We start from the raw sequence: 19,018 nt of genomic DNA on the forward strand, positions 1-19,018 counted from the left end.
TCCTCCTGTCGCATCGCACGCCCAGCGAGAATGAGGCGAGCGCTCGTCTACCCGGCTCGCTCCTTCGTCACTTGGGCTCTTCGGTCCGCAACGTGTCCCCGCGCAGGGCCTTGTCGGTGGCCCGTCCTATGACGGTGGTGGCTCCTGCGTCCACGGCGCCCCCGACGACGCCCCCCAGGATGGGGACTCCCTTGGCAAGCGTGATCGCAGCGCGCTGGGTTCCGTACTTCGAGATGAGGTATGTCCCGGCCTTCTTGTTGATCGCTCGGATCATCGTGATCGGGATCTTCTTGATCATTTGCTCGCCGAACTTCTGGCCCACTTTCACGCCGAAGGCTGCGAGGACGCTCTGCGTGCTCATCCCGATCGCAAGCATCATCGCGACCGTTCGCACGTGCGGGTCGTTGATGTCCCATCCCCGAAGGTGGGCGATGGCACCAGCCATCCGCATGTTGACAGCGACGGACGCCGCGACGTTTGCAGGGATCGTCACGCCTGCCGTGAGCAGACCTCCGAGCCCGGTAACGAACCCCTGCGCCCCGGCCGCAGCCGCGGACTCCTTGATGAGGCGGGCGATGACCGCGTCGATGTCATCCTTCATGTCCTCAGGCGAACGCCGCCCATCGTCACCGGGTGCCCTGTAGCCGGTGCCCTGTCGGCGCGAAAGACGATCCTCGGCCCACGTCACCGACCCCGTGATCGGCCCCACCCCGTTCACCATGACCTTCTCGGCAAGGCCGGCAACCCACCGGCCGGTCTTCTCGACTGCTCCGTCGTCAGACGACTTCTCGTCAGTCATCACACACCCCCTTCTGCGAGCGCCTCACGAGAGGTCCCGCACTGCTGCAGGCGCCAGGATTTCGGTCGCAGGCATCCCCGGCAAGGCAGCAGGCGGCTGAAGCCGCACCCCTCTCGCTGCCGCCCGTTCACCTTCACGCCACGACGTCCCTTGCCGCCACCGCCTTCGCCGGCTGAAGCGGTCGCATCGTCCCATGCAAGTGAAAGCATCGTCAAACCTTCTTCGTTGGCTGGCATTTGCTCGAATCAGGGATGGCGAGCCGAGGGTGGCTGCCGTCCGCCCCGCAGTCGACCTCCACCAGAAACGGGTTCGGCTTGCCCGGTCCACGAGGGCAGGCAGCGTTCCCTGGCGAGCTGGCCTCGTGCTGGAGCCGGCCGAGCCGGGCGTGCTGTACCCCCGGGCGAGGAGTTGCGGCGTTCCGGTACAGCCGGTGGCTTTCCGCGGACGGCTCCCAACGGGAGTTCGCATCGTGTTCGGTGCGCGGCCGACGGGCAGTGTCACTGAGGCCGTGGCCCGGGGCGCGTCACCCAGGCATGCTGCGGCGCCCGCTGGGCAGAGCCCGTACGGGACTTCAACCGTGGCAGGACGGCGATTACCCGCAACGCCGTTGAGGACGGCCGAGGGGGACAGACGGGCGGGCCGGCGCACGGCGACGGATCGCCTACCGCGACAGGGAGCGTGGTCTCGGACAACGTCCGGCAGCGTCGATCCGCCTCCGCCTCGGCCCCGTCAATGCCTGCCCACCGGCGAGTCGGCGTGGCGGTACCCCCGCGCGTGGCGGCGGAGGGTGCGTACAGGCATCCCGATGGCCGGAGTGGAGGACGCGACACCCTGGCGAGCGACGCCGCGTTCGTTCGGCCGCGGCCCTTCTCGACGGTTGGTAGCGTGTGTGCGGCGGAGCACACGCAGGCTGGGGGCAGCATGGGGCTGGCAAACCAAAAGATCATCTCTCAGGTCGAGGACCTTCTGCAGGGCAGGGTCGTCATTCCCTCCATCCAGCGTGACTTCGTCTGGATGAGACCCGACGTACGCGACCTCTTCGATTCCCTCTACCGGGGCTATCCGGTTGGCGCTCTGCTGCTGTGGAAGACCGATCTGACCGTGCCCTTCAAGACGGCCGCTGTCGTCCAGACCGACAAGTCGGCGCACCACCCCCTCTATCTGCTGGACGGGCAGCAGCGGTTGACCTCTCTTGCCTGGGTGTACCGGCCCGAGTCCAAGGCCGACGGCCGGCTCATCGACCTGCGCTTCGACGTGCGCACCGAGGAGTTCGTCAACCCGAGTGCGGTCCAGGGCAAGGATCCCCTGCTGATCCCGGTGTCCACGCTGTTGCAGGAGAACGTGCAGTTCTACCAAGTCCTGCGCGACGCCGGTATGTCGTTCGACGATCCGGACTTCGGCACGTGGACCCAGCGGCTGCAGAAGGTGAACAACGTCCGGCACCACCAGATCGCCGTCATCACCTACGAGTCCGACGACTACGAGGAGGTCGCCGAACTCTTCGCCCGGCTGAACAAGGGCGGGCGGCGGCTGTCCAAGGGCGATCTCGTGTACAGCGCCATCGCGGCCCGCTGGTCCGACGGACTGGACACCATGGACGCCTTCCACCAGGAACTGCGAGACAGCAACTTCGCCTTGAACAGGGAAGCCGTCCTGCGTCTCATGAGCCTCCTTGCGGGAACCGGCGCCCATCACATCAAGCTCATCGGGGCAGATGTGGACGAAGCCGCACTGAAGGAGGCCTGGCAGGCTACCGAGAGGGCTCTGCGCTTCGCCATCGACTTCCTGAAGGGTGAGTGCTCGATCGCCCGGTCCGAGGTCCTCTCGTCGCCGAATGTCACCATCGTGCCCGCCCTGCTGCTGCACCACCGCGATGGCAAGCTGCGCCCGGGGGAGGCCCAACTACTGCGCCGCTGGGTGTACACGGCGATGGCGTTCAGCCACTACTCCCTGCAGGTCGAGGGCAAGCTCGACGCGGAGGCCAGGCTGATCAAGTCCCGTGCGGGAGCAAACCTGTTCGCCGAGCTGATCCGCAGGGCCTCCGGTACCCGGTCCCTGGACAGCGCCCTCCACCCGAGGGACCTGGAGCAGAAGGGGCCTTGACCCCGGATGTTGAACACGTCTATGCGGCTCGGGTCAGGGTAGTTGATGTTGGGTGGAAGGCGTTCTCGTAGGCGATCGGGGATCGTTGTCCGAGGCGGGAGTGACGGCGTCGGGTGTTGTATCGGTGGAGCCATCGGAAGGCGTCGAGGCGGGCCTCGCGCTCGTCCGACCAGCTCTTTCGCCCCTTGAGCGTCTCTCTTTTGAAGGTCGCGTTGAACGACTCGGCGGCGGCGTTGTCCGCGCTGGACCCGACCGCGCTCATGCTCTGTCGGACCCCTGCTGACCTGCAGGCTTCGGCGAATGCCCGGCTCGCGTACTGGGCTCCGTGATCGGTGTGCATCACGGCTCCGGCGAGAGTGCCGCGGGTGCGGATCGCCGCAGCGAGGGCGTCGGTGACGAGATCGGTGCGCATGTGGTCGGCGATCGCCCACCCGGCCAGACGGCGTGAGCACAGATCGATGACGGTCGCGAGGTAGCAGAACTTCCCGGCGCCGATGGGCAGGTAAGTGATGTCGCCGACGTACTTCGTGTTCGGGACCACGGCGGTGAAGTCCCGGCCGATCAGGTCCGGTGCTTTCGCGGCGGCCGGGTCCGGGACGGTGGTGCGGTGCCGGCGCCGCAGGCGGACGCCTTCAAGGCCGATGGTCCGCATGATCCTCGCGACGCGCTTGTGGTTGACCACCAGGCCGTCCTCGTCGCGGAGCTCGGCGGTGATCCTCGGGGCGCCGTAGGTGCCGTCGGAGTCTTTGTGGACCTGGCGTATCCGGGCCGCGACTTTGGCCTCGGCGGCCTGGCGGGCCGCCCGGTCCGGGGCGGTGCGGCGCCAGTAGTAGAAGCTCGAGCGGGCGATCCCGAGGATGTCGCAGAGCCGCTTGACGCCGTATCGGCGCTGGTGGTCGTCAACGAACTGGCAGCGGTTCAGGAGCCGTAATTTAACTACTGCTTGAGTTGATCTCGTTGTCGTGCTGCTCGATCACGCGCTTCAAGGCTTCGAGCGTGCGGGGAGGGTGGGTCCGGCGGAAGACGAGGACTCTGGCGAGCTCGGGCCCGGCGAATGCCAGCATCGGCTTGGACCTCCCGGCGTGGTAGCTCAGCACGTTGCGCTTGCGGCCCATCAGTTCGGCCGCGAGGGTCAGGGTGACGGTGTTGCGGCTGCGGAGCACGGCGGCCAGGACGCGGTGGCGGTGATCGAGGGTGCCGAAGCCAGGGTTGCGGCCGCGGCCGTCCCTGCCTGCGCTCTGGCGTTCGGCTTCGGTTAGGACCTGTTGGCACGGTTCGAGGTGGAGCACGAGCTGTTCGAACTGTTCTCGGGGCATGCCGGTGAGTGCGGGGTGGGTGAGGAGGAAGGTGGCCTCGGCCGGCACCGGAGGTCCCGACTCGTCGCGCGGATCTTCCGGATGCTGGTGGTCGGGGTCCTGCGGGGCGATGGTGTAGTTCCACTCGCCGTGGAATTCATCGCGCTCGACCCGCCGCTCGACGCCCTTGCGCTCGGCCCGGGTGAGTGCGCGGCCGGTGGGGTACACATTCTCGTCCAGCACGGCCTGGACCGTCAGTCCGGTGCTGGTGCGGGTGGCCGAGATGGTCTCCAGCAGCACCTCGTAGCTTGTCAGCGGCTGCCCGCGCAGGCTGTGGGTGATCCGGGAGAACAGTCGGTGTTCCACTTTGTTCCATTTTGAAGTACCCGGCGGGAAGTGCATGACGGTGATGCTCAGCCCGCACTCGTCGGCGAAGTCGGCCAGGCCCATCTTGAACAGGCGGGAGTCGGCCGAGTTGGCCCCTCCGGCATCGGCGGTGACCAGCAAGCGGTCCACGCCGGGGTAGTCGAGGCATCCTTGGACCTTCCACCAGCGGCGCAGGGACTCCACCGCGAAGGCGGCGGTGTTGCGGTCGGTGCCCACATTCACCCAGCCGCTGTCGCGCCCCAGGTCATAGATGCCGTACGGGATGGCGACCGGGGTGCCGGGGTCGATGAAATCGTGGTCAGGGGCGGTGATCGGCTGGCCTTTGGGGCGGTAGGTGCGGCCGGGCCGGGCGAAGTCGCCGATCGGTTCCTTCTGCTTCGTATCCACACTCACCACCGGCAGGCCCCCAGCCAGGAAGCGTTCGGCGGCGGAGTTGATGTGCCGGAACTGGGCGTCGCGGTCGGGCACCTGACTGCCGGAGCGGGTCTTGGCCATACCCTGCAAGCTGAATCCCATCGCACGCAGCAGGCCGCCGACCACTGGGGCGCTGACCGGATGACCGGCATCGGTCAACTCCCGGGACAAGTCCCGCAGCGAGGCAGTGGTCCAGCGCAGCGGGGACACCGGATCACCCACCTCACGCGGCTCGATCAACAACTCGAGAGCCGCCACCAGACCGGGGTCGCGCTCGGCGGCAGACTTGCGCCCACCACCGGGCTTGCGCACCCGCCCCAATGCCGCTGCTCCGCCCGCGAGTTCCTCACGCCCTCGTGTAACGGTCGACTCCGAGACCTCCGCCAGCCTGGCAACGGCCGCGATCCCACCATGCCCCAGCGCCTCGGCCTCGGAAGCCAGATACAGACGGCGCTGCCGCTCATCCAGATGCGGCAGCACCACCGCGAACTTCGCATCCAGCACCGTCAGAACTTCATCTGGAATCGCCACAACAGCCCAACTACCACACAGAACTGAGGCATTGGCCCGAATCCGGCAGTAGTTAAATTACGGCTCCTCACCAGCGCGTCTCCCCGGCGAAATACCGGGCCGCCTTGCGGAGGATGTCTCGTTCTTCCTCCAGCTCGCGAATCCTCTTCCTTGCCGCGGCCAGCTCCGCCTGGACGGCGTTACCACCAGACTGCGCAGTGGCCGGCGGCGCGGAGTGGGCACCGGAGCGGCGGCCGTCGGCAGCCCGTATCCAGTTCCGCAGCGTCTCGGTGTTCACCCCGAGATCAGCGGCGACCGACTTGATCGTCGCTCCCGGACGTGATCGGTACAGCGCGACCGCGTCCGCCTTGAACTCGGCGGGGTAGTGCTTCATCCCCACGGGGACTCCGTTCTCCTGGACCATCAAGATCCAAGTCTCTCCGGTGTCCAAGATCCGGGGTCAAGGCCCAAGTACTCCACACACCCCTTCTTCAAACTGCTGTACATCGCCGCACTGCGGGGCACGGCACGGGACTGGGCGACCAACATCGCCATCAGCGACCAGCCCATGAACAGCGCTGCCAAGATCGAGTTCCACCATGTGTTCCCGCGCGCCCGGGTCCAGACGACATACGCGAAGGAGGAGTGGAACAGCCTCGCCAACCTGGCCTTCATCACCGGCCAGACGAACAAGATGATCTCCTCCAGGCTGCCCGCCGAATACATGACGCAGATCGCGCCGGAGCGTCTGGCCGAGCAGTGGATTCCCGACGAGCCCGAGCTGAGGTCCCTGGACCGCTTCCCCGACTTCCTGGCTGCCCGCAGGCGCTTGCTGGCCAACGTCCTGAACGAGCTGCTGGGCCTGCCCACCTACGACGGGCGGGCCGCCCACCGGGACACCGACGAGCTGCCTGTCGACGAGGAGGTGATCGCGGAGGATCCCGCCGCGCCCACACTGGTCGGGGCGGCAGTGCAGGAGCTCCGTACAGAGCGGGGTGTCGAGATCCATGCGCTCTACGAGAGCCGGCGTACCGATGCCTACTACGACCCTTCGTCCCGCACGGTGACGATCCCCTCCGGTCCTGGCCGCGGTGAGTACGAGACTCCCAGCGGCGCGGCAGTCGCCGTGGTGCACGCCCTCAACCCGCACGTCAATCCGAATCGCAACGGATGGTCGTTCTGGACCGTCACTGCCACGGGACAGCTGCTGCAGAGCATCAGGTAGCGGCCCGTCCGCCGCCTCGACATCGATCACACGGTGCCTTGGGTCGGGACCTCGGGCGTGCGGCGGTGCCCCGCGAACGCCCGTGTAGCGGTAGACGGTCAGGCAGCATGCGGGGCCCTGCGCGTTCGCCATCGTCGGAGCGGGCCGACGGGGTCACACCCCCGCCTCCACCAGGAACGGACTGCGCTTGCCGGACCAGGAGACGTACAGGCTGTCCCGTGCGCGGGTGCAGGCGACGAAGAGCAGGCAGCGTTCCGACAGCAGGTCCGTCTCGTGCTGTCGGGCGTCCACCTCCGGCGGGGTGATCGCCTTCGGGAACGGCAGCGCCTCCTCGGTGACGCCGATGACCGCGACGCAGCGGAACTCCAGGCCTTTGAAGGAGTGCATGGTCCCGGCCAGTACGGTCGTCGCTTCCCCGGTGGCGATATCGGCGGCGCGCAGGGTGGCCGCGGGGATACCTGCGTCCTTCAGTCGTCCCACCGCCTTCGCGCAGGTCTTGTTGAACCGGGCAGCGACCCCGATCTCCCCTGCTCCGATGCCCGCGTCCAGCCAGGCCCGTACCTGCGTGACGAACGCGTCCAGTTCGGCCTCCTCGGTGGCCGCCGCGTGCACAGCGGGCCCGTCGCCGTGGAGGGCCGAACGATAGCCGAGGAGGGTCTCGTTGCGGTTCTCGTCCTCCAGCTGGGCGATGGGGCGGCCGATCAGCAACGCCGTGGACCAGCGCAGGATCTCCTGCGTGCTGCGGTAGTTCTTGCGCAGCTTCAGGGACCGCCCGGTCACCTTGATGCCCAGCGATTTCAGCGACACCCTCGAGTCGTAGATGCGCTGGTGCGGGTCCCCGGCAATGAACAGGTCGTCCGGGCGGGCGGGGACGGCCGCGCGCAGCAGTCGCCATTGCACCGGGTGCAGGTCCTGTGCCTCGTCCACCACGACGTGGCGGTAGCGCGGCCCCTGCTCCTCCAGCAGCCGTGCCGCCTCGGCGCACGTCTGCAGCCAGGTGCGCGCCCCGTCCGCCGCGAGCCCGGCCGTGAAGCGCTCGACCGTCTCCCACACCAGCGGCCGCTCGGCCGCCGCCAGCCGGCTTCCGCGGCCCCGCCGGTCTGCCGCCTCGTACTCGGCCAGGGTGCGGATGTCCTGGGCCAGGATGACGTGCCGGTACTCCTGGGCGAGGAACTGCGCGCTGCCGGTGAAGCCCGTCGCCTTGGCGGCCTTGCCCCAGAGGCTCTCCTCCTGGTTGTTCATCAGCGGTCGCAGTGCCACGGCCCCCGGTGCCTCGGCGACGACCCGGCTCGCGAAGCCGTCCACCGTGGAGATGTCCACGCGCTCGCGCAGTTCCGGGTCGTCGACCAGGGACTCCAGTCCCGAGCGGAGCGCGTTGGCGAGCGCGTTGGTGTAGGTCGTGAGCAGGATGCGGTCGCTGTCGCGCAGGTGGCCGAGCAGATGCCTGACCCGGTGCAGCGCCACGACGGTCTTGCCGGTGCCCGGCCCGCCCGTGACCTGCGCGGGCCCGGAGTAGGACGCCCGGTAGGCCACCTTCCGCTGGGAGGGGTGCAGGAAGACCCGCCAGGCCGCGAAGGGCTTCTCCAGGATCTCCCGAAGCTCCTCGGGGGCGGTGACCAGCGCGATGCGCGCCCGGCTGTGCCGGATCGCCGTCTCGTAGTCCCGCGTGTCCACCGGCTGCACCGATGCCTGCAACGCCGGTGCCACGATGTCCTGCCAGACCTCCTCGACCGTGCATCCCGCGGCGAGGTACTGCAGCACCTCCCGCTGGTCCTGGGGCAGCAGCGGGGCGAAGACGTCGAGCTGCTCCTGGTCGACCAGCGACCGGGCCTGCCGCAGTGTCTCGGCGTCGATGCCGAGCGCGGTCAGGTCCCCGTCGGAGAACTTCGCGAACAGTCGAGGCTTAGGTGAGGACTCCGCCACCCGTTCGTACGCGGGGGTGATCTCGTCCAGGGTCGCCGCGTCCCGGATCTCGACGGCCCGCGTCACCTCGTTGATGCTGGACTTCTGCTTCCTCGCCCAGGCGATGGCCTTGTCGTGCTGCATGACCCGCAGCAGGACGAAGGTGTCGCCGGACGCCGGGGCGAGGACCACACCGCGCCAGAACTGATCGATGCGGATCGTCCGGATCTGCTTGTCCCGCGCGTTCGTCAGGCTCTCCAGCTTCAGCCCCGGGTCCTTGAAGAGTTGGTCGAGGGTGAGCCGGCTGAACTTCTCCCAGGCGTCGAGCACACCTTTCCGCACCGGGGGCTGGAGCTTGGGGAGTTCGGCGAAGAAGCCTATGTCGAAGGCGAGTTGCGGCATGCGGGAATCCTAGACTCCGGGTGGGCTGCGGAGCGGGTGAAGGTCGATTCAGCTGGAGGAGCCGGAGCCGTCGCCGTCGAGATCCAGACGGATCACGGCGAGGGTCTCGGCCACCTCGGCGGTCAGTTCGTCGTCCGGTCCGTACACCACGCACAGGTCCGCGTGCAGTGGCTCCAGGACCTCGAAGGCATCGGCGGCCCGCTGCTGCGCGAGCAGCAGCATGCCGATGTCGCGGCGCAGCTCCACCGCGTTCTCGCTCACGTCGCCGTCGATGGCGCGGACGGCGTCGAGCACGCCGTGCAGCCCGGCCAGCGCATCGGTCACCTGGCCGAGCTCGCCACGGCAGCGCGCCGCCTGCGCCCGGCACTCCAGCGCCTCCTCACTACTCGGGCCGCTCACCCGCGCGTAGGCGTCGGCGAGCGCCTCGAACTCCGGCAGCGCGGCCCGGTGGTCGCCCGCGAGCTGACGGCTGAACGCCCGCCGCGTACGCAGCCGCAGGACCGCCTTGTTCTCCGAGCCGAGGGCACGCGCGGCCGGCTCGATCATCTCGCCCACCACCTCGGCGGCCTGCGCGTACCGCTCCTCCTCCATCAGGGCCAGGTAGTGCGCGTGGACCTCGCGGAGCTGCTCCCGCAGCTCCTCCCGCTCGGCCGCGGGGACGACTGGCGGCGCGTCCGGCCCGGCAGCGGACCCGGGCGATTGCGCGCTCGCGGTGCCGGCGCGCGAACGGGGCGCGTAGGGACGGCGGAAGATGCCGGTCGGGTCCGGTGCCCCGGCGAGCCCGGGTCCCTCGGGCTCGGACTCCTCGCCCGGCACCGGCAGGAAGGGCCGCAGCCGCTCGTACACCTCCTGCACGTCCGCCGGGCGCGCCTCGGGCGCCTTGCGGAGCAGGTGCAGGACGAGTTCCTCCAGGGCCTCCGGTACGTCTGCCCGCAGCCGGCGCAGCGGCGTCGGGGCCGCGTTGACGTGCTGCGTCATCAGCTGCCACTCGCTGTCCCCGCTGAACACCGGCTGCCCGCAGAGCAGTTCGTGCAGCACACAGCCGAGCGCGTACAGGTCGGTGCGCGGCGTGACCCGCCCGCCGCGCACCTGCTCCGGCGCCATGTACTGGTGCGTCCCGATCGGGCTGCCCGTCGCAGTCAGCTTGGTGACGTCCGTCCGCAGGATTGCCGCGATGCCGAAGTCCAGCACCTTCACCGTGCCGTCCCGGGCGACGAGGATGTTGCCGGGCTTCAGGTCACGGTGGACCACGGGCACGTCGTGCGCGTACGACAGCACGGTCGCCACCTGCGCCGCTACGGACACCGCCCAGCTGACGGGGAGCGGCGGCCGGTCCGGGTGCACGTACGCGGTCAGCGGTACGCCGTCGACCAGTTCCATCACCAGGAACAGGTGCTCGTAGGACTCGTCGAGCACCGCGTCGAACACCTGGGGCACGCCGGGGTGCTGGATCCGCGCGGTGACCCTCGCCTCGCGTTTGAACCGCTTCTCGAATTCTTCCGCCAGGTGGGACGACGTCACGGACTGCGGGCGGATCAGCTTCACGGCGACCGGCCGGTCCAGCACGGCGTCGTAGCCGCGCCACACGTCCCCCATGCCCCCGTGGTTGAACTGCTCCAGCAGCTCGTAGCGCTCCGCGATCCGCCGTGGTTCCGGCACCTGGCCCCCGCCCCTCGAGTGTCCGAAAGGTCTTCGATGTGGTTGGGGATCAGTCTCGTGGGTGAAGTTTCGTGAGTCCAGCCGGGGCGCGCGTGAGCTATGTGATCAAGAGCGGCGATCAGTCCAGGCAAGGGGCGGTGCACTCCGCCCACACGGTCTTGCCGGGCCCGCCCCCGGCGCGGGGTGACCAGCCCCAGCGGTCGGCCAGCGCCGCGACGAGGAGCAGCCCGCGTCCGCTGTCACCGTCCTGTGCTGTGTCTGTGGGGAGGTGGGGGAGGCGTTCACCGCGGGTGTCGCTGACCTCGATCCGTACGGTGCCGGTGGTCGGGTCCGCGGTGAGCAGGACGTGGAAGTCGCGGCCGGCGACGTACCCGTGCCGTACGGCGTTGGCGCACAACTCCGCCACGACGAGGGTGACGGCGTCGTGCGCGTCACTGCCGTACGGGACGCCCCAGGCGTCGAGCCGGGTTCCGCACAGCCGCCGGGCGAGGCGGGCACCGCGCGGGGTCGAGCTGAAGCGCATCGCGAACCGGTGGGCGGTGAGGGGTGGTTGTGTTGCGGTCATGCACTCACGGTGGCGTTCCGTGGCGTAGCGTGACCAGGGGGGACGCGCTGACGTCGACCCTCTGTACGGGGCGGGCGCGGTCGCTGTACGGATCGGTACGCGGGGGAGAGGCGGCAGGGCGATGACCGAGGTCAGGGACGAGGAGCCTGCGCGGGGGCAGCAGCGGCCGGAGGACGAGCCGGGGACGGGCGTGGTGACCGTGTTTGGCCGGCAGTTGAAGCTGCTGCGGACGCAGGCGGGACTGGAACGGACCGAGTTCGGCAAGCGGCTCGGTTACTCGGCGGACACGGTGGCGTCGATTGAGCAGGGGAGGCGGATTCCGCAGCCTCGGTTCATTGACAAGGCGGATGAGGTGTTGGGGGCCGGGGGGTTGCTGACGGCCCTGAAGGAGGAGGTGGCTCGGGCCCAGTATCCGTCGTTCTTCCGGGACATGGCTCGGTTGGAGGCGAGCGCGGTTGGCCTGTGCGTTTATGCAACTCATGCTGTGCCGGGCTTGTTGCAGACGGAGGACTACGCCCGGGCCGTCTTCCAGATGCAGCGTCCGCTACTGGAGGACGACGTCATCGAGCAGCGTCTGGCAGCACGGTTGATGCGACAGGACATCTTCACGCGTCGCCCGGCCCCACTACTGAGCTTCATCATCGAAGAAGTTGTGTTGCGTAAACCCATCGGCGGACACGGAACACTTCGCGGGCAGTTGGAGCAGATCTTGCTCGTGGGACAGAATCGCAACGTGGAGACTCAGGTGATGCCGACCGACCGGGAGGACCATGCGGGCCTGGGCGGCCCGTTCACCCTGATCGACAATGCCGATGGGCGACGCCTCGCGTATACCGAGGTCCAGGACGACAGCCGTCTGTACACCAACTCTCCCAAGGTCCGTGAGCTTGAGGCCCGGTATGGCATTCTCCGGTCACAGGCACTCACTCCCTGTGAGTCGCTGGCCTTCATTGAGGAACTACTGGGAGAAAAATGACCGTTCAGCCCACTGAGCCGACCGTGCCGGAGTCGGCCTGGTTCAAGAGCAGTTACAGCAGCGGCGGGGGCGGCGAGTGCGTTGAGGTTGCCGCGACCCTCGAAGCTGTCCTCGTCCGGGACTCGAAGCGACCAGAAGGAGAGCGGTTGGCTGTCGGGGTCGATGCTTGGGCTGGCTTCGTGCGGATGGCCGCCGGACGCTGAACTGGCGGACATACGACGGGCGGGGCCCGGTGCGGACGCGCGCACCGGGCCCCGAGCGCGTCAGAAGTCGTCCAGTCCCTCCTCCCGGCGGATCATCCGCCAGGCGGCCCGACGCGCGCTGCGGTCGAGGTTGGACTTGAAGTCCCGGTCGGCGCCGAAGTAGCGCTTGCCGAGGGTGTCGATCGTGGAGACATGGTCCATCATGTTCTCCTCGAACTTCTTGTCGAAGACGATGCCGAAGTTGGACTCGTCGTTGACCAGCGCGGCGGCGCGGACCTTCGGGTCCTCCTTGGTCGCGTTGAAGGCCGGGAGGACGTCCTCCTTGGTGAAGTCCGTGCCGAACTTGGCGTTGAACTTGTCGATCAGGTCCGACAGCAGCGACTTCTCGGGATCCTGCCCGCCACCGATCCCGTCGCCGAACCCCTTGAGTTCGGCAGCGCCCTCGGGGTTGAGGGACACGTCGTGCTCGCCGGTCTTCTCGACGCGCAGGTGGCTGAGGTCGACTTCGCCTATGTCGACTCCGCCGTCGGCCAGGCGGGGAAGGCGGTTGAGCAGATGGCGTCCGTAGAGGTATAGCCGCTCCAGCTCGGCGTCCTGGTAGGGAACGATCTGCGCGAGGAAGCCGTACTTGCGGACGTAGTCGTTGAGGTTGGCGCGGAACTCCTCGGCTGCATCGACGTCGTCCTCCTCGTCGCTCTCCAGGAGGGCCCTGAAGCGGGTGACGGCGGGGGACAGGAGCCGGTACAGCTCGGCGTGCAGCTTCTCCCACTTGGACTGGGAGCCGCCCGCCTTGTTCTCAGCCTCGATGTACGCGGCGACGAACTCGTCCATATCCTGCTCCGAGATGATCGGCGCGGACATGACGCGGCTCTGGGCCGTGTAGAGGAGGTTCGGGTCGGAGGGGAGCGTGTGCGCCTCTTCGAAGTACGGGCGGAAGGCGTCCTGGATGTCCTCGGCCTCGTTGACGAAGTCCAGGACGGCCAGGTCGGCTTGGGACTTGCGTTCGGCGGTGCGGTTGAGGCGGGAGAGGGTCTGGACGGCGGCGATGCCGGTCAGCGCCTTATTGACGTACATCGTGGTCAGGAGTGGCTGGTCGAAGCCGGTCTGGTACTTCTCGGCGACGACCAGGATCCGGTACTCCTGCTGCCCCTTGCCTCCGGCCTTCGCGGCCTTGTCGTCGGCGCGGGAGTAGGCGAAGGCCTTGGGCAGCGCGCTCTCGGAGAGACCGCCGTTCTCCTTGCTCTCGGTGGTCTCCTCGCCGTCGATGGTGAGGGACCCGGAGAAGGCGACCAGGACACCGAGGTCCGGGTACTTGGTGTCGTACTCGCGGTCGGCGATGTAACTGCGGATGGCGCGGGCCATCTGCACGGCAGAGTGGCGGGAGGCCGTGACCACCATGGCCTTGGCGCGTCCGCCGAGCCGGCCGCGGCTGTGGGCGACAAAGTGCTCGACGATCACCTGGGCGTGCTGGGACACCGTGTGCTCGTGCATGAGCGCGAACCGGGCGAGCAGGCTGTTGGCCTTGGAGGGGTCGACCTCCTTCTCGTCGCGGTTCAGGTTCGCGAGCTTCCAGTACGTGTTGTAGGTGACGTAGTTGCGCAAGGGGTCGAGGATGAAGCCTTCCTCGATGGCTTGGCGCATGGAGTAGGTGTGGAAGGGGCGGTAGACGGTCTTGCCGTTCTCGACGCCTCCCGCGCCGAAGAGTTCGAGGGTCTTCGACTTGGGGGTGGCCGTGAAGGCGAAGTAGGAGAGGTTCGCGGCGCGGGAGCGGGCCACCGCCTTCGCCTTCAGTTGGTCGTCCACGGTGACCGTGGTCGCGCCTGCGTCGTCCGAGTCGGCGTCCAGGCCGAGGTCGCGCAGGGCGGACTTCACGGCGGTGGCGGCGTCGCCGGACTGGGAGGAGTGCGCCTCGTCGACGATGATCGCGAAGCGGGTGCCCTTGATCTCGGTCGGGTTGCGCTTGATGTAGTCCAGCAGCGCCGGGAACGAGTGCAGGGTGACCGTGACGATCTTCCCGGTGTCGCGGGAGAGGGCACGGGCGAGCTGCTCGCTCTTTGCGCCGTGCTTCTCGTCGACCTTCACCACCAGGCCGTCCGTCTGCGAGAAACTGCCGACCGTCGCCGAGAGCTGAGCGTCCAGGGCGCGGCGGTCGGTGATGACGATGACCTTGTCGAAGACGGGCTCGCCCGGCTTGATGCGGCCGTCGGCCAGGGCATCGGGCCTGAGAACGTGCGGATCCCTGCGGGCATGCAGGTCGCTGAGGCGGTGGGCCAGCCAGCCGATGGTGTTCGACTTGCCGGAGCCGGCGGAGGCCATGACCAGGTAGTTCTGGCCGGCGCCGTGGACGGACGCGTGCGCGGTGAGCTTGCGGACCACGTCCCACTGGTGGAAGCGGGGGAAGATCGTCGACTTGGTTGTACCGCCGCCGGGCGTCTTGTACTTCTGCTGGTGCACGAAACGCTGGAGCAGGTCGAGCCAGTTGTCCCGCTGCCAGACCTGTTCCCAGAGGTACGAGGTGGCGTACGTGCCGTGCGCCGTGGGCGCCGGGTTTCCGGCCCCGCCGGGCTGGCCGGGGCCGTTCGAGCCGGTGTTGAAGGGCAGGAACCGGGTGCTCTTACCGCGCAGTTGTGTGGTGACGAAGACCAGGTCCGGGTCGACGGCGAAGTTCGCGATCACGCGCCGCGTGAAGATCAGCTCGGTCGGGTCCCGGTCCGTCCGGTACTGCTCCTTGGCCTGCTCCACGCCCTGCCCGGTGAGCGGGTTCTTCAACTCGGCCGTGGCGACCGGTATGCCGTTGAGGAACAGGGTGAGGTCGAGGCGGTGGCCCCAGTCGGCCTGCTTGGTGGCGTAGGGGAGTTCCCGAACGACGGTGAGGCGGTTGGCCCGGTAGCCGTCCAGGACGGAGTCGGCGGAGATGAGGTTGGGTTTGAAGTAGGCGACGCGGAGGCGGGCTCCGCGGTCCTTGACGCCGTTCCGGAGGACGTGGAGCAGTCCGTCCTCGGCGAGGGCCCGGTCGAGCCGCTGGGCGAAACCGCGTTGGGCTTCGTTGGGGTTGCCGCCGTAGACGGTGAGGAGCTCGTTCCACTCGTCGGGCTGGGTGGCGCCGATGAAGGTGAACAGCTCGTTGGTGTCGAGCCCGAGGTCGGGGCGGTAGTCCTCGGGGTTCGCCTCCCGCCAGCCTCGCTCACAGAGGGCGGCGACTATGGCCGAGCCGAAGGAGGACTCGTCGTGCACGGGGCTCATACGGTTACTCCTTCGGCTACGTTGCGGCCGCTGGCGGTGGATACGTCGAACTGGCCGGTTACGGCGGCGGCGATGAGAGCTTGGCGGCGTTCCGCGAGCAGGGCGAGCATCTGATGTGCATGCCTTCTCAGCTCTCCTGATTTCTCTGTGAGTGCATCGATGTGCCGGAGAGCGTCGAGCTGACGGTCGTGTGCCATGTGGGGGACCAGCAGGTTCCCGTATTTCTCCGCGTTGACGTTCTGGATAGTGGCCTGGACTGCCCCTTCGTTGATCTGCTGCCAGTAGGCGGTCGTTTGGCAGAAGTGCCAGATGAGACGGGGCAGCATCAGCTGGCTGTTCACGCGTGCGCGAATCAGGTAACCGGCATGGGCAGCTGGCCCGAATCGGAGCTCGTACAGGAACGCTTTGCCCGCCGTGGCCCCACTGCGCACTAGGAGGAGGTCGCCGTCGTCCAAGAGGTACTGCTGCGCTACCTCGGGAGGAAGCGACGCGAAGGTCTCATCGCGGAGAGTGCCGTCCTCTGCGATGTCCGTCGTGCGGATGTACCGGGGCCAGTCCCGGCGGTCGTGCTGCGCCGGTTCGTTCGCTCCGTAGGACGGAGGGAAGAGCAACAGATGTTTGAGGCGGATTGATTTCTCTGCCGCATTAGAGAGAACCTCCCCAATCGCGGCTGCCTCACGATCCTTGAGGAGGCCGATCAAACGCAGTTGTGATCTGACCAGTCGGTCGATGCGTGCGGTCTCGGCGTCGAGGAAGTCGGCGATGCGACGCTGCTCCTCCAGCGGGGGCAATGGAACGCGGAGTTGCTCGATGTCCGGCATGTAAATGGTCTTGTGTGTCGACCCCGTGGCGACACGCTTGAGATCCGGCGCCATGCCACGAAGGGCGTGCAGCAGAAAGCGAGGCTCCAGCTTCGGACCGCATGTCCAAGTGGCGAAATCCTGACTCGTGGCCATGTCACGGCCCATGATCGCGGAAAATCCCACCGAAGCGGTGCGAGAGAGGATCACGGTTCCGGCTGGATGCTTTACGGCCGCCGAGTTCGCCAGCCCGAGTGGGCTGACCATCTCTTTGGTCTCTGCGATGACGTTGGTCCGGCCGTCACGCAGCTGCCATACGTCGGCGAGCGTGATCCACGGAACCGTGCAGTCCTGCCAGTACTCGGGCTTGCTGCGGCTGGGCGTGTGCCCAGATCCCAAGCGCGCTACAAGCCGGATCGGCGCTGTGGGCCATCGTGAAGCAGAAAGCCAGGGCGCCAGACGCGACTCCGTCATTCCGTGACCTCCCGCAACAGCCCCTGAATCTCCGCCTCCAGCGCCTTCAACTCCGCATCAATCTCCGCCAACGGCCGAGGCGGCTCGTACACATAGAAGTGCCGCGTGAACGGAACCTCGTACCCCACCTTCGTCTTACTGTGGTCGATCCACGCATCCGCCACATGAGGATGAACCTCCCGCGCCAGATACTCCTCGATGTCCTCCCCCAACGGCACGTTCTCGTAGTCCCGAAGCTCCCCATCCGCCTCAGGCTGCCCCTTGACGAGCTGCACCTCGCCCTCGGGATCCCGCACCCCCAGCACCTCCCGCAGCGCCTTGTTGAACGGCGCCCCCGTAGGCCACGTCCCGCCGGCCTGCACCACCGCGTCCTTCAGTGCGAGCCACGCGTCCTGCTTCGTACCCCAGCTCGCCCCGACCAGCGACTTGCACGCATCCGCCAGCGCCGAAGCCTGAGGCAGCTTCTGGATCGCCTTCGACGCCTCCAGCGCCGCCAGCGTCTCCTCCGTGACCTCGAACCGCAGCTTCAGCGGCCGTTCCACCGTGATCCGCTGGTACCCGAAGTCCTCGTTCCAGAAGACCTTCACCTTGCCGTGCAGCGGGTGCTCCGCATCCCCCGCCACGGCCAGCGCCTCGCCGTACAGCTTGACCACCGTCGCGATGTGGTCCTTGCCCAACTCCTTGCGCTTGTCGCCCAGGGACTTCCGCATCTTCTGCCACTGGTCACGCGCGTCCAGCAGCACGACCTTGCCCTTGTGGTCCGGGCTCTTCCGGTTCGTCAGGATCCAGAAGTACGTCGAGATGCCGGTGTTGTAGAAGAGCTGATCCGGCAAGGCGACGATGCCCTCCAGCCAGTCGTTCTCCAGGATCCAGCGCCGGATCTCCGACTCACCCGATCCCGCCGCACCAGTGAACAACGGGGAGCCGTTGAACACGATCGCCAGACGCGAGCCGCCCCCGCCATTCACGTCCACCGGCTTCATCTTCGAGATCATGTGTTGAAGGAACAGCAGCGAGCCGTCGTTGATACGCGGCAGCCCCGCCCCGAAGCGGCCGGCCTCGCCCAGCGACCTGTGCTCGGCCTCGACCTCGTCCTTGACCTTCTTCCACTCCACGCCGAACGGCGGGTTGGCCAGCATGTAGTCGAAGGACTTCCGGGCGTGCCCGTCGTCGGAGAAGGAGTTGCCGAAGGCGATGTTCTCGGGGTCCTGGCCCTTGATCATCAGGTCGGACCGGCAGATCGCCCATGACTCCGGGTTGAGCTCCTGCCCGTACACCTCCACCGTGGCGTCCGGGTTCAGCTCCGCGATCAGGTCGTCCATCGCGGAGAGCATGCCGCCCGTGCCGCAGGCCGGGTCGAGGACCGTGCGCACGGCGCCCGGCAGCTGCAACGCGTCCCCGTCCGGGGCGACGAGCAGCCGCACCATGAGCTGGATGACCTCGCGGGGCGTGAAGTGCTCACCGGCCGTCTCGTTCGACTGCTCGGCGAAGCGGCGGATCAGTTCCTCGAAGATGTATCCCATGTTGTGGTTGGGCACGACCTCGGGACGCAGGTCCAGGTCCGTGAACTTGCCGATGACCTTGTAGAGCAGCCCGGCCGCGTCCAGCCGCTTGATCTGCTGCGCGAACTCGAAGCGGTCCAGCACACCCCGCGCGTTGTCCGAGAACGCCCCTACGTACACGTGGAGGTTCTTCGCCGCGTTCTGCGGGTCCGCGGCGATCTTCTTCAGGGTCAGGCTGGACCGGTTGTAGAAGGAGTGGCCCGAGGCCCGTCGCAGGAAGCGGTCCGGGTCGATGCCGCTGTCCTTGTGCTGCTCCGCGATCTCCGCGACCTTCTCGCGGGTCGGTTCCAGCACGCACTCCAGTCGCCGCAGCACCGTGAACGGCAGGATGACCTTGCCGTAGTCGGACTGCTTGTAGTCCCCCCGCAGGAGGTCGGCGACGGACCACGCGTGATTCGCCAACTCCGTGTGCTTGCTGCTGCTCAACTGGATCCCCGGATTCCTTCCGAAATGTCCCAACCCCACCGCCCGGGCCGATCAGCCGACCAGGACGGTCCGA

General features: G+C 67.8%; 13 protein-coding genes and 1 pseudogene. 4 read left to right on the forward strand and 10 right to left on the reverse strand.

Going from position 1 to position 19,018, the window contains the following annotated elements; translation table 11 throughout:
* Positions 1-67: 67 nt before the first annotated feature.
* Complete coding sequence (locus QRN89_RS29900) at positions 68-799, reverse strand: EcsC family protein (RefSeq protein ID WP_290352531.1); 732 nt, start codon at positions 797-799, stop codon at positions 68-70.
* Positions 800-1,720: 921 nt separating this feature from the next.
* Here QRN89_RS29900 and QRN89_RS29905 point away from each other — a divergent pair.
* The gene (locus QRN89_RS29905; RefSeq protein ID WP_290352533.1) at positions 1,721-2,902 is read left to right on the forward strand and encodes a DUF262 domain-containing protein; all 1,182 of its coding nucleotides are present in this window, start codon (positions 1,721-1,723) and stop codon (positions 2,900-2,902) included.
* A 19-nt stretch (positions 2,903-2,921) separates the two neighbouring features.
* Here QRN89_RS29905 and QRN89_RS29910 read toward each other — a convergent pair.
* The 3 genes and pseudogenes from QRN89_RS29910 to QRN89_RS29920 form a co-directional block, all read right to left on the reverse strand.
* Positions 2,922-3,827, reverse strand: a pseudogene (locus QRN89_RS29910) (IS3 family transposase); the annotation flags it as partial.
* Positions 3,828-3,834: 7 nt separating this feature from the next.
* On the reverse strand, positions 3,835-5,529 hold the full coding sequence (locus QRN89_RS29915; RefSeq protein WP_435833280.1) for an ISAzo13 family transposase: 1,695 nt from the start codon (positions 5,527-5,529) through the stop codon (positions 3,835-3,837).
* Between the two features lie 67 nt (positions 5,530-5,596).
* Positions 5,597-5,902 (reverse strand): transposase, encoded by a 306-nt coding sequence (locus tag QRN89_RS29920; RefSeq protein WP_290352534.1) that lies wholly within the window; start codon positions 5,900-5,902, stop codon positions 5,597-5,599.
* On the opposite strand from QRN89_RS29920, the gene QRN89_RS29925 reads away from it, so the two are divergent.
* Positions 5,894-6,733, forward strand: coding sequence for a hypothetical protein (locus QRN89_RS29925; protein WP_290352535.1), 840 nt, complete (start codon positions 5,894-5,896; stop codon positions 6,731-6,733). The two genes, QRN89_RS29920 and QRN89_RS29925, sit on opposite strands and share 9 nt — an antisense overlap.
* Positions 6,734-6,886: 153 nt before the next feature.
* On the opposite strand, the gene QRN89_RS29930 is transcribed toward QRN89_RS29925, so the two are convergent.
* From QRN89_RS29930 to QRN89_RS29940, 3 genes are all read right to left on the reverse strand, one after another.
* Positions 6,887-9,037, reverse strand: a complete 2,151-nt coding sequence (locus tag QRN89_RS29930) for a UvrD-helicase domain-containing protein (RefSeq protein ID WP_290352536.1) — start codon at positions 9,035-9,037, stop codon at positions 6,887-6,889.
* 48 nt (positions 9,038-9,085) lie between these two features.
* Positions 9,086-10,696 carry a serine/threonine-protein kinase gene (locus tag QRN89_RS29935; RefSeq protein WP_290352537.1) on the reverse strand — a complete coding sequence of 537 codons (1,611 nt, stop codon included), beginning with the start codon at positions 10,694-10,696 and terminating at the stop codon, positions 9,086-9,088.
* A gap of 118 nt (positions 10,697-10,814) precedes the next feature.
* Positions 10,815-11,261 (reverse strand): ATP-binding protein, encoded by a 447-nt coding sequence (locus tag QRN89_RS29940; RefSeq protein WP_290352538.1) that lies wholly within the window; start codon positions 11,259-11,261, stop codon positions 10,815-10,817.
* Between the two features lie 121 nt (positions 11,262-11,382).
* On the opposite strand from QRN89_RS29940, the gene QRN89_RS29945 reads away from it, so the two are divergent.
* Both QRN89_RS29945 and QRN89_RS29950 read left to right on the forward strand, forming a co-directional pair.
* On the forward strand, positions 11,383-12,237 hold the full coding sequence (locus QRN89_RS29945) for a helix-turn-helix domain-containing protein (RefSeq protein WP_290352539.1): 855 nt from the start codon (positions 11,383-11,385) through the stop codon (positions 12,235-12,237).
* Positions 12,234-12,440: a DUF397 domain-containing protein gene (locus tag QRN89_RS29950; protein ID WP_290352540.1), complete on the forward strand. Its 207-nt coding sequence runs from the start codon at positions 12,234-12,236 to the stop codon at positions 12,438-12,440. The genes QRN89_RS29945 and QRN89_RS29950 overlap by 4 nt, the downstream gene beginning before the upstream one ends.
* A gap of 60 nt (positions 12,441-12,500) precedes the next feature.
* On the opposite strand, the gene QRN89_RS29955 is transcribed toward QRN89_RS29950, so the two are convergent.
* From QRN89_RS29955 to QRN89_RS29965, 3 genes are read right to left on the reverse strand one after another with little or no spacing between them, the layout of a single operon-like run.
* Complete coding sequence (locus tag QRN89_RS29955; RefSeq protein ID WP_290352541.1) at positions 12,501-15,683, reverse strand: type I restriction endonuclease subunit R; 3,183 nt, start codon at positions 15,681-15,683, stop codon at positions 12,501-12,503.
* Complete coding sequence (locus QRN89_RS29960; RefSeq protein WP_290352542.1) at positions 15,680-16,957, reverse strand: restriction endonuclease subunit S; 1,278 nt, start codon at positions 16,955-16,957, stop codon at positions 15,680-15,682. The genes QRN89_RS29955 and QRN89_RS29960 overlap by 4 nt, the downstream gene beginning before the upstream one ends.
* The gene (locus tag QRN89_RS29965) at positions 16,954-18,945 is read right to left on the reverse strand and encodes a type I restriction-modification system subunit M (RefSeq protein ID WP_290352543.1); all 1,992 of its coding nucleotides are present in this window, start codon (positions 18,943-18,945) and stop codon (positions 16,954-16,956) included. The genes QRN89_RS29960 and QRN89_RS29965 overlap by 4 nt, the downstream gene beginning before the upstream one ends.
* Positions 18,946-19,018 lie beyond the last annotated feature (73 nt).

The sequence above is a fragment of the Streptomyces sp. HUAS CB01 genome (assembly GCF_030406905.1).
Taxonomy (GTDB): domain Bacteria; phylum Actinomycetota; class Actinomycetes; order Streptomycetales; family Streptomycetaceae; genus Streptomyces; species Streptomyces chengbuensis.

Coding starts and splice junctions, on each gene's coding strand:
- QRN89_RS29900 (WP_290352531.1), bottom strand. CDS start 799: ATGACTGACGAGAAGTCGTCTGACGACGGAGCAGTCGAGAAGACCGGC.
- QRN89_RS29905 (WP_290352533.1), top strand. CDS start 1,721: ATGGGGCTGGCAAACCAAAAGATCATCTCTCAGGTCGAGGACCTTCTG.
- QRN89_RS29920 (WP_290352534.1), bottom strand. CDS start 5,902: ATGAAGCACTACCCCGCCGAGTTCAAGGCGGACGCGGTCGCGCTGTAC.
- QRN89_RS29930 (WP_290352536.1), bottom strand. CDS start 9,037: ATGCCGCAACTCGCCTTCGACATAGGCTTCTTCGCCGAACTCCCCAAG.
- QRN89_RS29940 (WP_290352538.1), bottom strand. CDS start 11,261: ATGACCGCAACACAACCACCCCTCACCGCCCACCGGTTCGCGATGCGC.
- QRN89_RS29945 (WP_290352539.1), top strand. CDS start 11,383: ATGACCGAGGTCAGGGACGAGGAGCCTGCGCGGGGGCAGCAGCGGCCG.
- QRN89_RS29950 (WP_290352540.1), top strand. CDS start 12,234: ATGACCGTTCAGCCCACTGAGCCGACCGTGCCGGAGTCGGCCTGGTTC.
- QRN89_RS29955 (WP_290352541.1), bottom strand. CDS start 15,683: ATGAGCCCCGTGCACGACGAGTCCTCCTTCGGCTCGGCCATAGTCGCC.
- QRN89_RS29960 (WP_290352542.1), bottom strand. CDS start 16,957: ATGACGGAGTCGCGTCTGGCGCCCTGGCTTTCTGCTTCACGATGGCCC.